This window comes from Streptomyces otsuchiensis (genome assembly GCF_004305975.1).
Taxonomy (GTDB): Bacteria; Actinomycetota; Actinomycetes; order Streptomycetales; family Streptomycetaceae; genus Streptomyces; species Streptomyces otsuchiensis.
Genome location: NZ_BHZI01000152.1, coordinates 1 through 14,832, shown reverse-complemented (window position 1 = coordinate 14,832; position 14,832 = coordinate 1). Strand labels below are relative to the sequence as shown.

At 73.1% G+C, this 14,832-nt stretch carries 13 protein-coding genes; 9 read left to right on the top strand and 4 right to left on the bottom strand.

All coding sequences use genetic code 11. The annotated features are described in order from the left end of the window. Window positions 1–80: 80 nt before the first annotated feature. Window positions 81–1,268, bottom strand: a complete 1,188-nt coding sequence (locus E0D90_RS15810; RefSeq protein ID WP_103502175.1) for an acetyl-CoA C-acetyltransferase — start codon at window positions 1,266–1,268, stop codon at window positions 81–83. Window positions 1,269–1,415: 147 nt separating this feature from the next. Here E0D90_RS15810 and mce point away from each other — a divergent pair, with 147 nt between their 5' ends. The 7 genes from mce (at window position 1,416) to E0D90_RS15775 (ending at window position 11,174) form a co-directional block, all read left to right on the top strand. Next, window positions 1,416–1,877, top strand: coding sequence for a methylmalonyl-CoA epimerase (mce, locus tag E0D90_RS15805; protein ID WP_130798882.1), 462 nt, complete (start codon window positions 1,416–1,418; stop codon window positions 1,875–1,877). Between the two features lie 279 nt (window positions 1,878–2,156). Further along, window positions 2,157–5,594 carry a polarized growth protein Scy-related protein gene (locus E0D90_RS15800; RefSeq protein ID WP_130798880.1) on the top strand — a complete coding sequence of 1,146 codons (3,438 nt, stop codon included), beginning with the start codon at window positions 2,157–2,159 and terminating at the stop codon, window positions 5,592–5,594. 329 nt (window positions 5,595–5,923) lie between these two features. After that, window positions 5,924–6,871, top strand: a complete 948-nt coding sequence (locus tag E0D90_RS15795) for a coiled-coil domain-containing protein (RefSeq protein ID WP_103529732.1) — start codon at window positions 5,924–5,926, stop codon at window positions 6,869–6,871. A 99-nt stretch (window positions 6,872–6,970) separates the two neighbouring features. Beyond that, a complete protein-coding gene (locus tag E0D90_RS15790; RefSeq protein WP_130798877.1) occupies window positions 6,971–8,056 on the top strand; it encodes an ABC transporter ATP-binding protein in 1,086 nt (361 codons plus the stop codon). A 3-nt stretch (window positions 8,057–8,059) separates the two neighbouring features. After that, entirely contained in the window at window positions 8,060–8,833 is a 774-nt protein-coding gene (locus E0D90_RS15785; protein ID WP_103502170.1) for an ABC-2 transporter permease family protein, read from the top strand. A gap of 116 nt (window positions 8,834–8,949) precedes the next feature. Beyond that, the gene (locus tag E0D90_RS15780; RefSeq protein WP_130798875.1) at window positions 8,950–10,092 is read left to right on the top strand and encodes an ABC transporter ATP-binding protein; all 1,143 of its coding nucleotides are present in this window, start codon (window positions 8,950–8,952) and stop codon (window positions 10,090–10,092) included. Beyond that, complete coding sequence (locus E0D90_RS15775) at window positions 10,089–11,174, top strand: ABC transporter permease subunit (protein WP_130798873.1); 1,086 nt, start codon at window positions 10,089–10,091, stop codon at window positions 11,172–11,174. The genes E0D90_RS15780 and E0D90_RS15775 overlap by 4 nt, the downstream gene beginning before the upstream one ends. Window positions 11,175–11,242: 68 nt before the next feature. Here E0D90_RS15775 and E0D90_RS15770 read toward each other — a convergent pair whose 3' ends face one another. Further along, window positions 11,243–11,557 carry an Rv1322 family protein gene (locus E0D90_RS15770; RefSeq protein ID WP_130798884.1) on the bottom strand — a complete coding sequence of 105 codons (315 nt, stop codon included), beginning with the start codon at window positions 11,555–11,557 and terminating at the stop codon, window positions 11,243–11,245. A 189-nt stretch (window positions 11,558–11,746) separates the two neighbouring features. Here E0D90_RS15770 and E0D90_RS15765 point away from each other — a divergent pair, with 189 nt between their 5' ends. Further along, window positions 11,747–12,898 carry an LLM class flavin-dependent oxidoreductase gene (locus E0D90_RS15765; RefSeq protein WP_130798871.1) on the top strand — a complete coding sequence of 384 codons (1,152 nt, stop codon included), beginning with the start codon at window positions 11,747–11,749 and terminating at the stop codon, window positions 12,896–12,898. Here E0D90_RS15765 and E0D90_RS15760 read toward each other — a convergent pair. Continuing rightward, on the bottom strand, window positions 12,867–13,259 hold the full coding sequence (locus E0D90_RS15760) for an SCO5389 family protein (RefSeq protein ID WP_103502165.1): 393 nt from the start codon (window positions 13,257–13,259) through the stop codon (window positions 12,867–12,869). The genes E0D90_RS15765 and E0D90_RS15760 overlap by 32 nt on opposite strands. Window positions 13,260–13,521: 262 nt before the next feature. On the opposite strand from E0D90_RS15760, the gene nucS reads away from it, so the two are divergent. Next, complete coding sequence (gene nucS / locus E0D90_RS15755; RefSeq protein ID WP_130798869.1) at window positions 13,522–14,193, top strand: endonuclease NucS; 672 nt, start codon at window positions 13,522–13,524, stop codon at window positions 14,191–14,193. A 430-nt stretch (window positions 14,194–14,623) separates the two neighbouring features. Here nucS and E0D90_RS15750 read toward each other — a convergent pair. Beyond that, window positions 14,624–14,832: hypothetical protein (locus tag E0D90_RS15750; protein ID WP_176599808.1), on the bottom strand; the 209-nt coding region annotated here is incomplete at its 5' end.

The following is a 14,832-nucleotide window of genomic DNA, read 5'->3' as shown; positions in this document are numbered from 1 at the left end:
GGGTGGGCGCGCCGGGCGACGGCCGGAGCCGCCGCCCGATGCGTACCCCAGGCGCGGCGGGACGACGCGCCGGGCGGGGTTCAGCGGCGCGGGACGCGCAGAATCAGTGCGTCGCCCTGGCCACCGCCGCCGCAGAGCGCGGCCGCGCCGGTGCCGCCGCCTCGGCGGCCGAGTTCCAGCGCGAGGTGCAGCACCAGCCGGGCTCCGGACATGCCGATGGGGTGACCGAGCGCGATGGCGCCGCCGTTCACGTTCACCTTTTCGTGGGACACGCCCAGGTCCTTCATCGACTGCACGGCGACGGCCGCGAACGCCTCGTTGATCTCGATCAGGTCGAGGTCGGAGACGGTCAGCCGTTCCTTGGAGAGCGCGTGGTCGATGGCGTTCGACGGCTGTGACTGGAGCGAGTTGTCCGGCCCGGCGACGTTGCCGTGCGCGCCGATCTCCGCGATCCACTCCAGGCCGAGCTGTTCGGCGCGGGCCTTGGACATCACGACCACGGCGGCGGCGCCGTCGGAGATCTGCGACGAGGAGCCGGCGGTGATGGTGCCGTCCGCGGCGAACGCGGGGCGGAGCCGGGCCAGCGACTCGACGGTGGTGTCCGGCCGGATGCCCTCGTCCTCGCTGACGATCACCGGGTCACCCTTGCGCTGCGGCACGTGCACCGGGGCGATCTCGGCCTCGAACAGGCCGTTCTTGCGCGCGGCGGCGGCCCGCTGGTGGGACAGCGCGGCGACCGCGTCCTGCTCCTCGCGGTCCAGCCCCAGCCGGGTGTTGTGCTTCTCGGTCGACTCCCCCATCGCGACGGAGTCGAAGGCGTCGGTCAGACCGTCGTGCGCCATGTGGTCCAGCAGCTCGATGGCGCCGTACTTGTGCCCGGTGCGCGAACCCGGCAGCAGATGCGGGGCGTTGCTCATCGACTCCTGGCCGCCGGCGACGATCACGTCGAACTCGCCGGCGCGGATCAGCTGGTCGGCGAGGGCGATGGCGTCGAGACCGGAGAGGCAGACCTTGTTGACGGTCAGCGCGGGCACGTTCATCGGGATACCGGCGTGCACGGCGGCCTGTCGCGCGGGGATCTGGCCGGCGCCGGCCTGGAGCACCTGGCCCATGATCACGTACTGCGCCTGGTCCCCGGTGATTCCGGCGCGCTCCAGCGCAGCCTTGATGGCGATGCCGCCGAGCTGGGCACCGGAGAAGGACGACAGCGAGCCGAGGAGCCGGCCCATCGGTGTCCGGGCGCCCGAGACGATCACTGAGGTGGTCATGGTGCGGCTCCTAGGGACGCAGTGAACGAAGGTTCACTGCGAGGGTACTGAGCGGCCGGATCACGGTCACCGGCCGGTCGATGTGACGGTGCGCACGTTGCGCGGTCACGGATTGCGCGGACGCCCGCCCGGCGGTGGACTGGACGGATGCTGACACGTATCGATCACATCGGGATCGCCTGCCGGGATCTCGACGCCACCGTCGAGTTCTACCGTGCCACCTACGGCTTCGAGGTGTTCCACACCGAGGTGAACGAGGAACAGGGAGTCCGCGAGGCGATGCTCCGGATCAACGGGACCGACGACGGCGGCGCCTCCTGGATCCAGCTGCTGGAACCGGTCCGCGAGGACTCCCCGGTCGCCAAGTGGCTCGCCAAGAACGGCGAGGGCGTCCACCACATCGCCTTCGGCACCGACGACGTGGACGGCGCCGCCGCCACCGTCGGGTCGCGTGGGGTCCGGGTGCTCTACGACGAGCCGCGACGCGGCTCGATGGGGTCACGGATCACCTTCCTGCACCCCAAGGACTGCCACGGCGTCCTCACCGAACTGGTGGCCTCCCCTACCCCCGCACCCCCACAGCGGCAGGGCCCCCCGGCCACCGCCTGAGCCCGCCACACCCCGGGCCGGCCACACCCGGGCCGCCTCGGAGCCGGCCGGAGGGCACCCCGGCGCCGGCCGGCGGCACGCGCCGGCCGGGGCTCCGGTGGTCACGGACCGGACTCTCCCCACTGACTCGCGCCGCACCGGCCGGTAGAGTGGCGGGGCCGGGGCGCTGGGCTGCTCGCGCTGTCCCGGATTCGGCCGATGAGCCGGCTGCCGCACCGGGCACAACCTGGGCGAATCGCCGGATCTCCACGACAACCACGGGACGGATGGGACCGCGGAGTGCGGGACTACGACCGCAACGAGGCTGACGACGCCCTCTCGCAGTTCGAAGCCGAGATGAAGCGGCTGAAGAAGGAGCGGGACAAGGCGGTCGATCACGCCGACGACCTCGGTTACCAGATCGAGGTACTGCGCTCCAAGCTGCATCACTCGCGGCGCGCGCTCTCCCTCCGGCCTGCCTACGGCGACGCGCACCATCACGCGGAACAGGTGCTGCGCAACGCGCAGCACCAGTCCGACCAGATGCGCATCGAGGCCGAACACGAGCTGCGCGAGGCGCGTTCGCAGAACCAGCGCATCCAGCAGGAGCAGTCCGAGCTCCGCTCCCGCATGGAGAGCGAGTTGCACGCCGAGGCCGTCTCGCGACGGCAGCGGCTGGACGAGGAGCTCTCCGAGCGCCGGGCGACCGTCGAGGCCCATGTGACGGAGAACGTCGCCTGGGCCGAGCAGGTGCGCTCCCGCACCGAGGCGCAGGCCCGGCGGCTGATGGAGGAGACCCGCGCCGAGGCGGAACGGACCATGGCGCAGGCGCGGTCGGAGGCCCACCGCGTCACCGAGGAGACCCGCCAACGGCTCAGCTCCGACGCCGACTCGGCGCGTTCGGAGGCGGAAGAGCTGGTCCGCCGCGCCCGCGCCGACGCCGAACGCATGGTCAACTCGGCCCGCGAGCAGGCGCAGAAGGCCAACGAACAGGCCACCGTGCTCCGTTCGACGAGCACCAGCGAGGCGGAGGAGCGGCGCCGCGAGGCGGCGGCGCTGACCCGCCGAGCGGAGGAGCAGGCCGCCGCCGCCGAGGAGGCGCTGCGGTCGGCCCGCGAGGAGGCCGAGCAACTCGTCGCCGAGGCGACCGAGGAGGCCGACAAGCGCCGGGCGAGCGCGGAGGCGACCTACGAACAGCGCGCCGCGACCGCCAAGGCGGAGATCGCACGGCTGGTCGGCGAGGCCACCCAGGACGCCGAGGCGCGCAAGCAGGAGGCCGAGCAGGCGCTGACCGAGGCGCGCGAGAAGGCCGAGCAGCTGCTCGCCGAGGCGACCGAGCAGGCACGAGCCCGCTCCGCCGAGGAGTCGGCCAACCAGCTCGCGGAGGCCGCCCGGACCGCTGAGGAGGTCCTCAACAAGGCGGCGGACGAGGCTCGGGAGACCACCAGGGCCGCGGCCGAGGAGGCCGAACGGCTGCGCACCGACGCGGAGTCGGAGGCCGACCGGCTGCGCGCCGAGGCGTACGACACCGCCGAGCAGCTCAAGGGCGCCGCACAGGACGACACCAAGGAGTACCGCGCCAAGACCGTCGAACTCCAGGAGGAGGCACGGCGGCTGCGCGGCGAGGCCGAACAGTTGCGGGCGGACGCCGTCACCGAGGGCGACCGCATCCGATCCGAGGCCCGCCGCGACTCGGTCCAGCAGATCGAGGAGGCCGCCGGCCGCGCCGAGGAGCTGATGGCCAAGGCCAAGGCCGAGGCGGAGGAGACGCGTTCGGCCGCGACCAGCGAGGGCGAACGGGTCCGCACCGACGCCATCGAGCGCGCCACCGCACTGCGCACCCAGGCCGAGGAGGCGCTGCGCAAGGCCCGTACAGAGGCCGAGGAACTGCTCGCCGACACGGTGCGCCAGGCCGAGGAGGCGGAACAGGCCGGGGCCGAGGCCGCGCGGCAGCTGCGCGAGGAGGCACAGGAGGCGGTCCGCCAGGAGCGCGAGGCGGCCGCGGCCGATCTCGAACGGCTGCGCACGGACGCCGAGTCGCGGGTCACCGCGGCCGAGGAGGCGCTGGTCTCGGCGCGCGAGGAGGCCGAACGGCTGCGCACGGAGGCCGCGGCGGAGGCCGAGCGGACCCGCGAGGACGCCTCGGAACAGGCGCGTGCCCTCGCCGAGTCCACCGAGGCCGAGGCCCGGCGTCAGCGCGAGGAGGCGGCGGCGGACGCCGCCCGCTACCGCTCGGAGGGCGAGGAACTCGCCGTGCGGCTGCGCGGTGAGGCGACGGCCGAGGCGGAACGGCTCCGGGAGGAGGCGCGCCTGGCGGCCGACCAGGTGCGGGCCGACGCGGACGCCGCGGCCGAGCGGACCGCCGGGGAGGCGGCCGAGGCACTGGGCGCCGCCCAGGAGGAGGCCGGCCGGCTGCGCCGGGAGGCCGCCGGACTGCTGGAGGAGGCCCGCGAGGAGGCCCACCAGGAGCGCACCCGCGCCCGCGAGCAGTCCGAGGAGATGCTGGCGTCGGCACGGAGCACCGTCGAGGAGGCCGAGCAGCGCGCCGAATCGCTGATCGGTGCCGCCGAGGCGCGCGCCCACGAGATCAGGGACGCGGTGGCCGGGCTCCGCGAGGAGGCCGAGCGCGACATCGCGGCACTGCGGTCCGAGGCCGAGCAGGAGGTGGCCCGTACGCGCCGTCAGTCGACGGAGGAGAAGGAGGCCGCCTCCGCGCTGGCGGAGCGGACCATGCAGGACGCCATGGCCGAGTCGGAGCGGCTGCGGACCACCGCCGAGGAGGTCATGGACCGCGCCCGCGCCGAGGCCAACACCCTGCGCGACACCGCCCGCGAGGACGCGGCGCAGCGCCGGACCGAGGCCGCGGAACAGGCCGACGAACTGATCGCCAAGGCGCAGGAGGAGGCGCTGCGCTCCACCACCGAGGCGCAGGAGGAAGCGCTGCGCGTCACGACCGAGGCGCGCGACGCGGCCCAGCGCACCACCTCGGAGGCGCAGCAGGAGGCGCTGCGCATGACGGCCGGCGCCGAGGAGCAGTCCGACACCATGGTCGGTGCCGCGCGGCGGCAGGCGGAGCGGCTCACCGAGGAGGCCCGCGCCGGGGGGCGCGCGGCGGTGGAGAAGGCCCGCGCGGACGCCAACACCCTGCTGGAGGAGGCCCGTCGGGACGCCGCCGCGATAAGGGAGCGGGCGGAGGAACTGCGCGAGCGCACCGAGGCGGAGGCCGCCGAGCTGCACGAGCGCTCCCGGCGGGAGTCGGCCGAGCAGGCCCGCGCCGCGGGCGAGCGGGTGGACCGTCTGGTCCGGGCCGCCGAGGAGCAGCGCGAGGAGGCCAGGGCACAGGCAGAGAAGCTGCTGAGCGACACCGACACGGAGGCCGGCAAGGTCCGGATCTCGGCGGTGAAGAAGGCGGAGTCGCTGCTGAAGGAGGCGGAGGCCAAGCGCTCCTCGATCCTGAAGGAGGCGCAGCAGCTGCGGGCGGACGCCGAGCAGGAGGCGGCGCGCACGATAGAGGACGGCAAGCAGGAGCTGGACAAGCTCTCCCGGCGCCGGGCCGACATCAACGCCGAGATCGGCCGGGTCCAGGACGTCCTGGAGGCGCTGGAGTCGTTCGAGTCGCCCGGCGGCGGCAAGGGCGGCAAGGGTGCCAAGGGCGGCGGCAAGGACGCCAACGGGGGTGGCTCCGGCAACGCGGTGGGCGCCGGTTCGGGTTCGGGCGGCAAGCGCTCGGGCGGTTGACGGTCCGGTGGTTGACGGTCCGGTGGGGCGGGCGGCGGGAGCGGTGCGCCGGCGCGCGGAGGCTTACGGCTGCCGGGCACCGGATGGCGCACGCTCCCCGCGCGGGCGCGCGGTACCGGAGCAGCGCCCGGCGGACGCGCCACACCTTCGGCAAGACCACTCGTTCGAGGGACCGGCCGCACATTCTCTTCGGAGAAGTCGCCATCGGCTCGATGACACGCCGGTTCGCCCCCTAGGATTCACCCGAGGGCTGTTCCGAGTGTGGTCCGGCCGGGCGCACTCCGACAGCCACTCCGTCCGCCTCACCCGTCTCATCCGACAGGAACCCCATGAGCGATCCATCCTCCCCGTACGGCTTTGAGTTCGTGCGGCGCGGCTACGACAAGATCCAGGTCAACGAGCGCATGGCCGCGCTGAACTCCGAGCTCAAGGACAAGCAGTCGAAGATCGACACGCTGAACGCGCGTGTCACTGAGCTGTACGCCCAAGAGGAACAGATGCAGGAGGCCGAGCCCTCCTACGCCGGCCTCGGCGCGCGGGTCGAGAAGATCCTGCGCCTCGCCGAGGAGGAGGCCAAGGACCTCCGTGAGGAGGCCCGTCGCGCCGCCGAGAAGCAGCGCGACCTGGCCGAGCAGCAGGCGCAGCAGGTGCGCAAGGACGCCGAGTCCTACGCCTCCGACGCCAAGGCCCGCTCCGAGGCCGAGGGTCAGCAGATCGTCGACCAGGCCCAGAGCAACGCCTCGTCGCTGCGCGCCGACGCGGAGAAGGACGCGCAGTCCAAGCGCGAGGAGGCCGACGCCCTCTTCGAGGACACCCGCGCCAAGGCCGCGCAGGCCGCCGCCGACTTCGAGACCAACCTCGCCAAGCGCCGTGAGCAGTCCGAGCGTGACCTCGCGGCCCGGCAGGCCAAGGCCGAGAAGCGGCTCGCCGAGATCGAGCACCGGGCGGAGCAGCTGCGCCTGGAGGCCGAGAAGCTGCGCACCGACGCCGAACGCCGCGCCCGCCAGACGGTGGAGACCGCGCAGCGCCAGGCCGAGGACATCGTCGCCGACGCCAACGCCAAGGCCGACCGCGCCCGCAGCGAGTCCGAGCGCGAGCTGGCGGCGCTCAAGAACCGCCGCGACTCCATCAACAACCAGCTGACCAACGTCCGCGAGATGCTGGCCACGCTGACCGGAGCCCAGGTCGCCGCTTCGGCGAGCATGATCGACGACTCCGACGAGGCCGAGAGCGAGGACTCCCTCTCCAAGGGCGTTCCCGCGCAGCAGAGCCGCTGACCCGTTCGGGGCCACCCCACCCGGCCCCGTTCATCCGGTCGGACCAACGCCCCTCGCCACCGATGGCGGGGGGCGTTCGCTGTGCCTAGCGTCGTCCCCATGATCGAGCTGGACGGGCTGACCAAGCGATACGGCCACAAGACGGCCGTCGACCACCTGACGTTCTCGGTGCGGCCCGGGATGGTGACCGGCTTCCTCGGGCCGAACGGGGCGGGCAAGTCGACCACCATGCGGATGATGCTCCGACTGGACTATCCCACCAGCGGGGACGTGAGGATCGACGGCCGCCGCTACGACGAGCTGGACGAGCCGCTGCATTCGATCGGCGCGCTGCTGGAGGCCCGTTCGGTCCACCCGGGCCGCACGGCGCGCAACCATCTGCGCTGCCTGGCGCAGTCCAACGGCATCCCGGAGCGCCGGGTGGACGAGGTGCTGGACCTGGTGGGTCTGTCCCAGGTGGCGGACAAGCGGCCCAAGGGATTCTCTCTGGGCATGGGTCAACGGCTGGGCATCGCCAGCGCGTTGCTGGGCGATCCGAGCATCGTCATGTTCGACGAGCCGGTCAACGGTCTCGACCCGGAGGGCATCCACTGGATCCGCACCATGATGCGGCAGCTCGCCTCCGAGGGGAAGACGGTCTTCGTCTCCAGCCATCTGATGAGCGAGATGGCGCTCACCGCCGACCACCTGGTCGTGATCGGACAGGGCCGGCTGCTGGCCGACACCTCGATGGAGAGCTTCATCCGGGAGAACTCCCGCAGTTATGTGCGGCTGCGCTCCCCGGAGCAGGAACGGCTGCGGGACGTGCTGACGGCGGCCGGTCACCGTGCCGTGCCGGCGGCCGACGGCAGCCTGGAGGTCGACGACGTGGACCCGGCGCCACTCGGCGAGCTGGCCGCGGCCGAGCGGTTGACCCTGCACGAGCTGAGCCCGCAGCGGGCCTCACTGGAGGAGGCGTTCATGCGGTTGACGCACGAGTCGGTGGAGTACCAGGCCCGCAGCGGGCTCCCGCCCGGCGAAACCGGCCCAGGAGACGGCGCGGGCTCCGGCGGTCACGCTGCGGATGGTGGCGCGCCCGGAGGTGGCGCGCCCGGAGGCTGGGGCCGGGGTGCCGCCCCCGGGTGGGGCGAACAGCGACGGCCCGGCCGGGGTCGTGGGGGCCGCGACGGGATGAGTGAGGGCTGAGCCATGGCGAACACCGGCAGAGTCGTGCGATCGGAGTGGACGAAGATCCGCTCCGTGCGCTCCACCCTCTGGACGCTGGCCGCCGCCGTGGTGGTCACCGTCGGCCTGGGCATGCTGATCTGCCTGCTCGTGCGCAACACCTTCGACGACCTCTCGGCGCGGGACCAGGTGGCGTTCGACCCGACGATGACCAGCTTCGCCGGGATGACGCTCGGTCAGCTGGCGGCCATCGCGTTCGGCATCCTGGTGATCTCGAACGAGTACAGCACCGGGATGATCCGGGCGTCGCTGGGCGCGGTGCCGCAGCGCGGTGTGCTGATGGCGGCGAAGGTGGCCGTGGCGACGGTGCTGGTGCTGATCGTCGGGATGATCATCGCCGTCGCCTCGTACTTCGCGGGGCAGGCGATCCTCGGCTCGTCCCTGAGTTCCTCCATCGGCGACCCGGGCGTGCTCCGGGCGGTGGTCGGCGCCGGCCTCTACATGACGCTGATCGCGGTCTTCGCGATGGGCGTGACCTGGATCCTGCGCAGCCCGATGCTCGCGTTCGGCATCCTGATCCCGTTCTTCTTCATGATCTCCAGCATCCTCTCGGCGGTCGCGGCGACCCGGAAGATCTCCTACTGGCTCCCCGACCAGGCCGGTTCGATGATCATGTCGGTGGTGGAACCGGTGAACGACCGGCCGTACGGACCCTGGGGCGGCATGGCCGTCATGGGCGCCTGGGTGGTGGCGGTGCTGCTGGCCGGCTACCTCGTCCTCAAGCGCCGCGACGCCTGATCTCGGCGACGGGTCCGGGCCCGGGCGGCCTCCCCCGGGCCCGGTAGGGTGCGAGGTCTCACGGGGGCCGGCGACCGACTGACCGCGCCCCCGACCCACGCGACCAGGGGCGGACGATGATCGAGGCAGTCGGCCTGACGAAGAGCTACGGCTCCAAGACGGCCGTGTACAACCTGAGCTTCCAGGTGCGGCCGGGCCGGGTGACGGGGTTCCTCGGGCCGAACGGCGCGGGCAAGTCCACCACCATGCGGATGATCCTCGGTCTGGACACGCCGACCGGCGGCAGCGTCACGGTGGCCGGGCACCCCTACCGGAAGCTGCCCAACGCCCCGCGGACCGTCGGAGCGCTGCTGGACGCGGGCGCCAAGCACGGCGGGCGCAGCGCGCGCAACCATCTGCTCTCCCTGGCCCAGCTCTCGGGGATACCCGCGTCCCGGGTGCACGAGGTGCTGGAGATCGTGGGCCTGCGGGAGGTCGCGGGCAGGCGCTCCGCCGGCTTCTCCCTGGGCATGGGCCAGCGGCTGGGCATCGCCGCCGCGATGCTGGGCGACCCGCAGGTCCTGCTCTTCGACGAGCCGGTCAACGGGCTGGACCCCGAGGGCATCCGCTGGGTGCGGGACCTCATGAAGCGGCTGGCCTCCGAGGGGCGCACCGTCTTCGTCTCCAGCCATCTGATGAGCGAGATGGCGCTCACCGCCGACCATCTGATCGTGATCGGGCGCGGCCAGCTCATGGCGGACATGCCGGTGCGTGACTTCATCGTGCAGAACTCCACCAGCTTCGCGCGGGTGCGCACCGCGGACGCCGCGCACCAGGGGTCGCTGGCGGCCCTGCTGACCGAGGCGGGCGGCCAGGTGCTGCCGGAGCAGGACGGCGCGCTGAAGGTCATCGGCCTGGAGCTGCCGCGCATCAGCGATCTGGCGTACGGAGCGGACGTCCGCCTGTGGGAGCTGTCGCCGCACCACGCGTCGCTGGAGGAGGCGTACATGCGGATGACGCAGGGTGCGGTCGACTTCCGCTCCAGCGACGACCCTCGGGGCGCGGGCTCAGGCGAGGGCATGGGCATGGGAGCGGGCATGGGGGCGGGCTCAGCCATGGGCGCGGGCACGCCGGGGCCGCCGCCGGGCGCCCAGCCACCCCCGGGTGGGTACGCGCCGCACGCCGGATACCCGCCGCACGCCGGCCACGCGCCACTGCAGCCCGGCGGGATGCCGCAGCAGCCCCCGACCTACGCCCAGCCGCAGGAGAACGCCCGATGAGCACCCCGCCGCCACCCGCCGGCCCGCCGCAGCAGCCGGCACCGCCGTATCCGCCACAGGCCGCTCCCGCGGTGCCGCCCGTCCTGCCGGGGCAGCCGAATCCGCCGGTCGCCGCGCAGGGGCAGCCCGGCCCTTCCGCCCACGGTCACCAGTCGGCGCCGCCCGAGTGGCAGTCCGCTCCGGCGGCGCCCTACGCCGCGCCGCCACCGCCCCCCGGTGGTTCCGCCGGGCACGCCGCACCCTGGGGCGCCCCCGTGGCACAAGCGGGCGCGGGGTCCGGCGAGGGCTACCGGTCGCCCATACCGGTGCGGCGCACGCACCTCGGTCAGGCGATCGTCGCGGAGTGGACCAAGATCCGCTCCGTGCGCTCCACCGTGTGGACGCTGGTGGCGACCCTGGCGGTCACCGTCGGCATCGCGGCGTTCGTCGCCGCCGCCGTCGCGGCCGCCGACGAGCAGGGCATGCCGCCGACGGTGCCGGGCCTCATCGGCATCATCCTCGGGCACATCGCGCTGCTCACCTTCGGTGTGCTGGTGACGTCGACCGAGTACACGACCGGCATGATCCGCACCACGCTGACCGCCGCGCCGCGGCGGGGGCGGATGCTGCTGGCCAAAGCGCTGGTCTTCTCGGTCATCTGCTTCGCGACGGTGGCCGCCGCGCTGGGCCTGGCGAAGGTGCTGACCGAGGGGATCGTCGGCGAGACCGAGGCGTCGGCCGAGGTCACGGCCGGCGCGTGGACGGACGCGATCCTCGGGGTGGCGCTGTATGTGACGCTGCTGGGGCTGCTCGCGCTGGCCATGGGGGCGCTGCTGCGGAGTTCCGCGGGGGCGATCACCGTGATGCTGGGCTTCGTCCTGCTGCCCACCATCGCGGCGCCGTTCATGTCGCTCGCGGAGAGCATGCGTGATCTGGCGGACCTGGTCGCCGAGTTCTCGGCGATCGGTGGCCTCTCGGCCCTGTCGACCGGCTACAGCACCAGCTTGGAGTACGACGGCTGGCCGCAGACGGCCTTCCTCGCCGTCGTCACGGCCGCGGCGCTCGCGGGTGCCTACGCGCGGCTCACCAGCTCCGACGCCTGACGGCGGCGGACGGCGCGGGGCCGGGCGCGCGGAGGCGCCCGGTCCCGCCTCGTCGCGTACTGCCGCGCTCAGTAGCGGGGGGCGTTGCGGGACCGCTGGGGGCGGGTCCCGCGTCGGTCCCTGGCGTTCCAGCAGGCGCGGTGCCAGTGGCGCCGGTCGTCCACCGACCGCTGTTCCCAGGCCACGACGTGCCCGGTGCCCGGCGGGATCAGCTGGTCGCAGCCGGGGCAGCGGTAGTGCTTGCCGGAGGCGCCGGTGACCTGGCGCACCACCCATTCCTCGCCCTGCCAGCTCTCCGTGCGCTCCAGGCCGTAGCGGTCGTGGTCCTCCGGTCGCGCGTCCTGCCGGGGACGGCCGTGCCGGTGGTTGCGCCGGGGAGACAACTGGGCACCTCGATCTCGCAGGGCGCCCGTCGTGGCGCCGTCGGACTCCAGCGTACGCAGTGACCGGCGCGGGGTGGCGGTAGCGCGCGTTCGCACAGAAATCTCCGTGTGCGCCGTGCCTTTGGCACGTGTCAGGCGTTAATACCATCACCGGATGATGCGCCGTGGCGGCGGGGAGAGGGGCAGCGAATGCGGGTAGGTACGTTCGTCCTGGCGGGTCAGTTCCCAGGCCAGCGGCACGACGAGGTGCTGCACCGGGTGGTCCGCTCCGCCGAGGCCGCCGAGGAAGCCGGACTCGACGCGGTATGGCTGGCCGAGCACCACTTCATGCCCTACGGCGTATGCCCGTCCGCCACCACCCTCGCCGCCTACCTCCTCGGCCGCACCCGCGGCATCGGCGTCGGCACCGCCGTCAGTGTCCTCTCCACCCAGCATCCCGTCGCGCTCGGCGAGCAGGCGGCGCTGCTGCACCTCACGTCGGACGGCCGCTTCACTCTCGGCGTGGGGCGCGGCGGTCCCTGGATCGACCTGAAGGTCTTCGGCACCGGACTGGCCGCGTACGAGGAGGGCTTCCCCGAGTCCCTGGACCTGCTGCTGCGCTGGCTCAGGGAGGACGAGGTGGGCGCCGACGGGAGCCGCTTCCGCTTTCCCGCCGTACCGGTGGTGCCCCGGCCGGACACCGGCCCGGAGGGCTCCGGGCCGCCGGTGGTGATGGCCTGCACCTCGCCGCACGGGGTCCGCCTCGCGGCCGAGCGGGGGCTGCCCATGCTGCTGGGGATGCACGCCGGTGACGAGGAGCGGGCGGAGATGGTGGGGCTGTGGCGCCGCACCGCGCTGGAGTCGGGCGCCGACCCGCAGCGCGTCGCGGAGGCCGAACACGTCGCGGCGGGGGTCGTCCAGATCGCCGACAGCCAGAGCGAGGCGGTGCAGGTACTGCGCCGGTCGCTGCCCGCCTGGCTGCGTCCGGGCCTGGCCGCCTACCGCACCGTCGACGGTCGCGAGCGCACCATGCGGGACGCGCTCGCGTACACCGAACTCCTCTGCGAGCTGCACCCGGTCGGCCCGCCGCAGCTGTGTGCGGACCGGCTCGCCGCCACCGCCGAACGCACCGGCATCCGCCGTTTCGCGCTGCTGGCGGAGGGGTCGGGCACATTGGACGGCACCGAGGAGACCATTCGCCGGCTGGGTGGGGAGGTCCTTCCGTTGCTGCCGGACGTTCCGGCGCCCGGTGCCGTCACCCCGCGCACGGGTGAAGGGGAGACGGCACCGCTGCCGGCCGCCTCAGCGTCCGGTCCGGCCGGGGATTCGGTCAGCAGTCACGCAGCTCCGGTGACTGGTTGAGCAGCTGGCCTCGGATCGAGGTGAACTTGGTGTGCCGGTCGTCGGATTCGGGGCCGGTCGGGAAGACCGCGACCCGATGGCAGTTCTGAAAGGCCAGCCGCACGCCGAAGTGGCGCTCCAGGGAACCGCGGATGGCGTCGCTGGCCAGGGCACGCAGCAGCTGGCCACGGGCCTGCTCGTCCGGCGGCGGGGTGGTGTTGTCGGCGAACTCGCCTCCGTCGACCTTCAGTTGCGCCACCAGCGAGCTGATCATCTCCCAGGCGAAGGGCAGGGAGGTCCGTACGCAGTCGACGAATGCGGCCTCGTCGACCTCTCCTCGCTCGGCCTGCTCCAGCAGGGCAGGCGTGACATCGAGCGACATGTCGTTTCTCCTCTCGAGATCCCCGGGTGACGGGATCTGGCGGATGGAACGCGGGGTGCGCCGCTGCGGCATGATGTGACCGGTTGCGTTCGGACGGCGACATCCTCGTGGTGCCAAGGTATGCCGATTGGCCGATCATGTCAGTGGTATGCGCATATAGTCAGCCAATTGCAAACCGATTCATTACCGGGCATATGAGCGGCCCGGCGAAATGCGGAGGCGGCTTCGCGCGCGGCGCCCCGGTCCAGTAGCGTGACCGACCATGCGCCTTGTCATCGCCCGCTGTTCCGTCGACTACGCCGGCCGGCTCACCGCCCATCTGCCCTTGGCCCCGCGCCTGATCCTGGTGAAGGCGGACGGTTCCGTCTCCGTCCACGCCGATGACCGGGCCTACAAGCCGCTCAACTGGATGTCACCGCCGTGCACCCTCAAGGAGGGCACCGAGAACGACGTCGTGGTCTGGACGGTGGTGAACAAGGCAGGCGAGAAACTGATCATCACCATGGACGAGGTCCTGCACGACAGTTCCCACGAACTCGGCATCGACCCTGGCCTGGTGAAGGACGGTGTCGAGGCCCACCTCCAGGAGCTGCTCGCCGACCGCATGGAGACCCTCGGAGAGGGCTGGTCGCTGATCCGGCGCGAATATCCCACCGCCATCGGGCCGGTGGACATCCTCGGCCGTGACGCCGACGGCGCCACCGTCGCCGTCGAGATCAAACGGCGCGGCGAGATCGACGGCGTGGAACAGCTCACCCGCTACCTGGAACTTCTCAACCGCGACCCCCACCTGGCTCCGGTCAAGGGCGTCTTCGCCGCCCAGGAGATCAAGCCGCAGGCCCGGGTACTCGCCACCGACCGTGGCATCCACTGCGCCGTGCTCGACTACAACGCGCTGCGCGGCATCGAGGACGACAAGCTGCGGCTGTTCTGAGACGTCGCCGCCGCGACCGGAGACCGGTACGCGGCGGCGACGGCGGGGGCCGCCGACCGGTTGCCGCGCGACTATGCCGGGCGGCGTGATTCCGCGCCACCCGGCCGACGGATCACGCCGCTTCACGCACCCCAGGACTGACGCGCACCGGCCGCCCGGCCGCGCCCCACAGCGCGCGCGGAGCACTCCCGCGCGCCGCACCGGCCCCCCGGGTACGCCGGTGGCACGGGAGAACGGTGACGTACGGCGCGAGCGCCGCGCGGCACGCCGGCCCCGGCCGCCCGGTGATCGGTGAGTCGGCGAGTTGGGCCTCGGCCATCGGCGGTGGTCGGAGGTCGGCCGGCCGTCCCGGAACGGCCTCGGCGGAGGTGCCGGCGTCACGCGCCGGGAACGGTGCGTCCGCTCCCGGACACCTGTCGCGACGTACCCCTCAGACCGACATGTCCGGCGAGGTCGGGCCGGCTGTCGGCGTGCCGCCGTCCGTGCTGGTGGGCGTCGCCGTGGGAGACGACGGATCGGTCGGGTCCGGGCCCGGGTCCGTCGGGTCGGGGTCGGTCGGGTCGGGGTCGGTCGGGTCCGGATCGGCCGGGTCGGTGGGCTCCGGCGGATCGGTGGGTGAGGGGCTGGTCGGGTCCGGGG

Excerpts from the sequence above, each read along its gene's own strand:
- E0D90_RS15810 (WP_103502175.1), bottom strand. The coding sequence starts at position 1,268 with ATGACCACCTCAGTGATCGTCTCGGGCGCCCGGACACCGATGGGCCGG.
- mce (WP_130798882.1), top strand. The coding sequence starts at position 1,416 with ATGCTGACACGTATCGATCACATCGGGATCGCCTGCCGGGATCTCGAC.
- E0D90_RS15795 (WP_103529732.1), top strand. The coding sequence starts at position 5,924 with ATGAGCGATCCATCCTCCCCGTACGGCTTTGAGTTCGTGCGGCGCGGC.
- E0D90_RS15790 (WP_130798877.1), top strand. The coding sequence starts at position 6,971 with ATGATCGAGCTGGACGGGCTGACCAAGCGATACGGCCACAAGACGGCC.
- E0D90_RS15785 (WP_103502170.1), top strand. The coding sequence starts at position 8,060 with ATGGCGAACACCGGCAGAGTCGTGCGATCGGAGTGGACGAAGATCCGC.
- E0D90_RS15780 (WP_130798875.1), top strand. The coding sequence starts at position 8,950 with ATGATCGAGGCAGTCGGCCTGACGAAGAGCTACGGCTCCAAGACGGCC.
- E0D90_RS15775 (WP_130798873.1), top strand. The coding sequence starts at position 10,089 with ATGAGCACCCCGCCGCCACCCGCCGGCCCGCCGCAGCAGCCGGCACCG.
- E0D90_RS15765 (WP_130798871.1), top strand. The coding sequence starts at position 11,747 with ATGCGGGTAGGTACGTTCGTCCTGGCGGGTCAGTTCCCAGGCCAGCGG.
- E0D90_RS15760 (WP_103502165.1), bottom strand. The coding sequence starts at position 13,259 with ATGTCGCTCGATGTCACGCCTGCCCTGCTGGAGCAGGCCGAGCGAGGA.
- nucS (WP_130798869.1), top strand. The coding sequence starts at position 13,522 with ATGCGCCTTGTCATCGCCCGCTGTTCCGTCGACTACGCCGGCCGGCTC.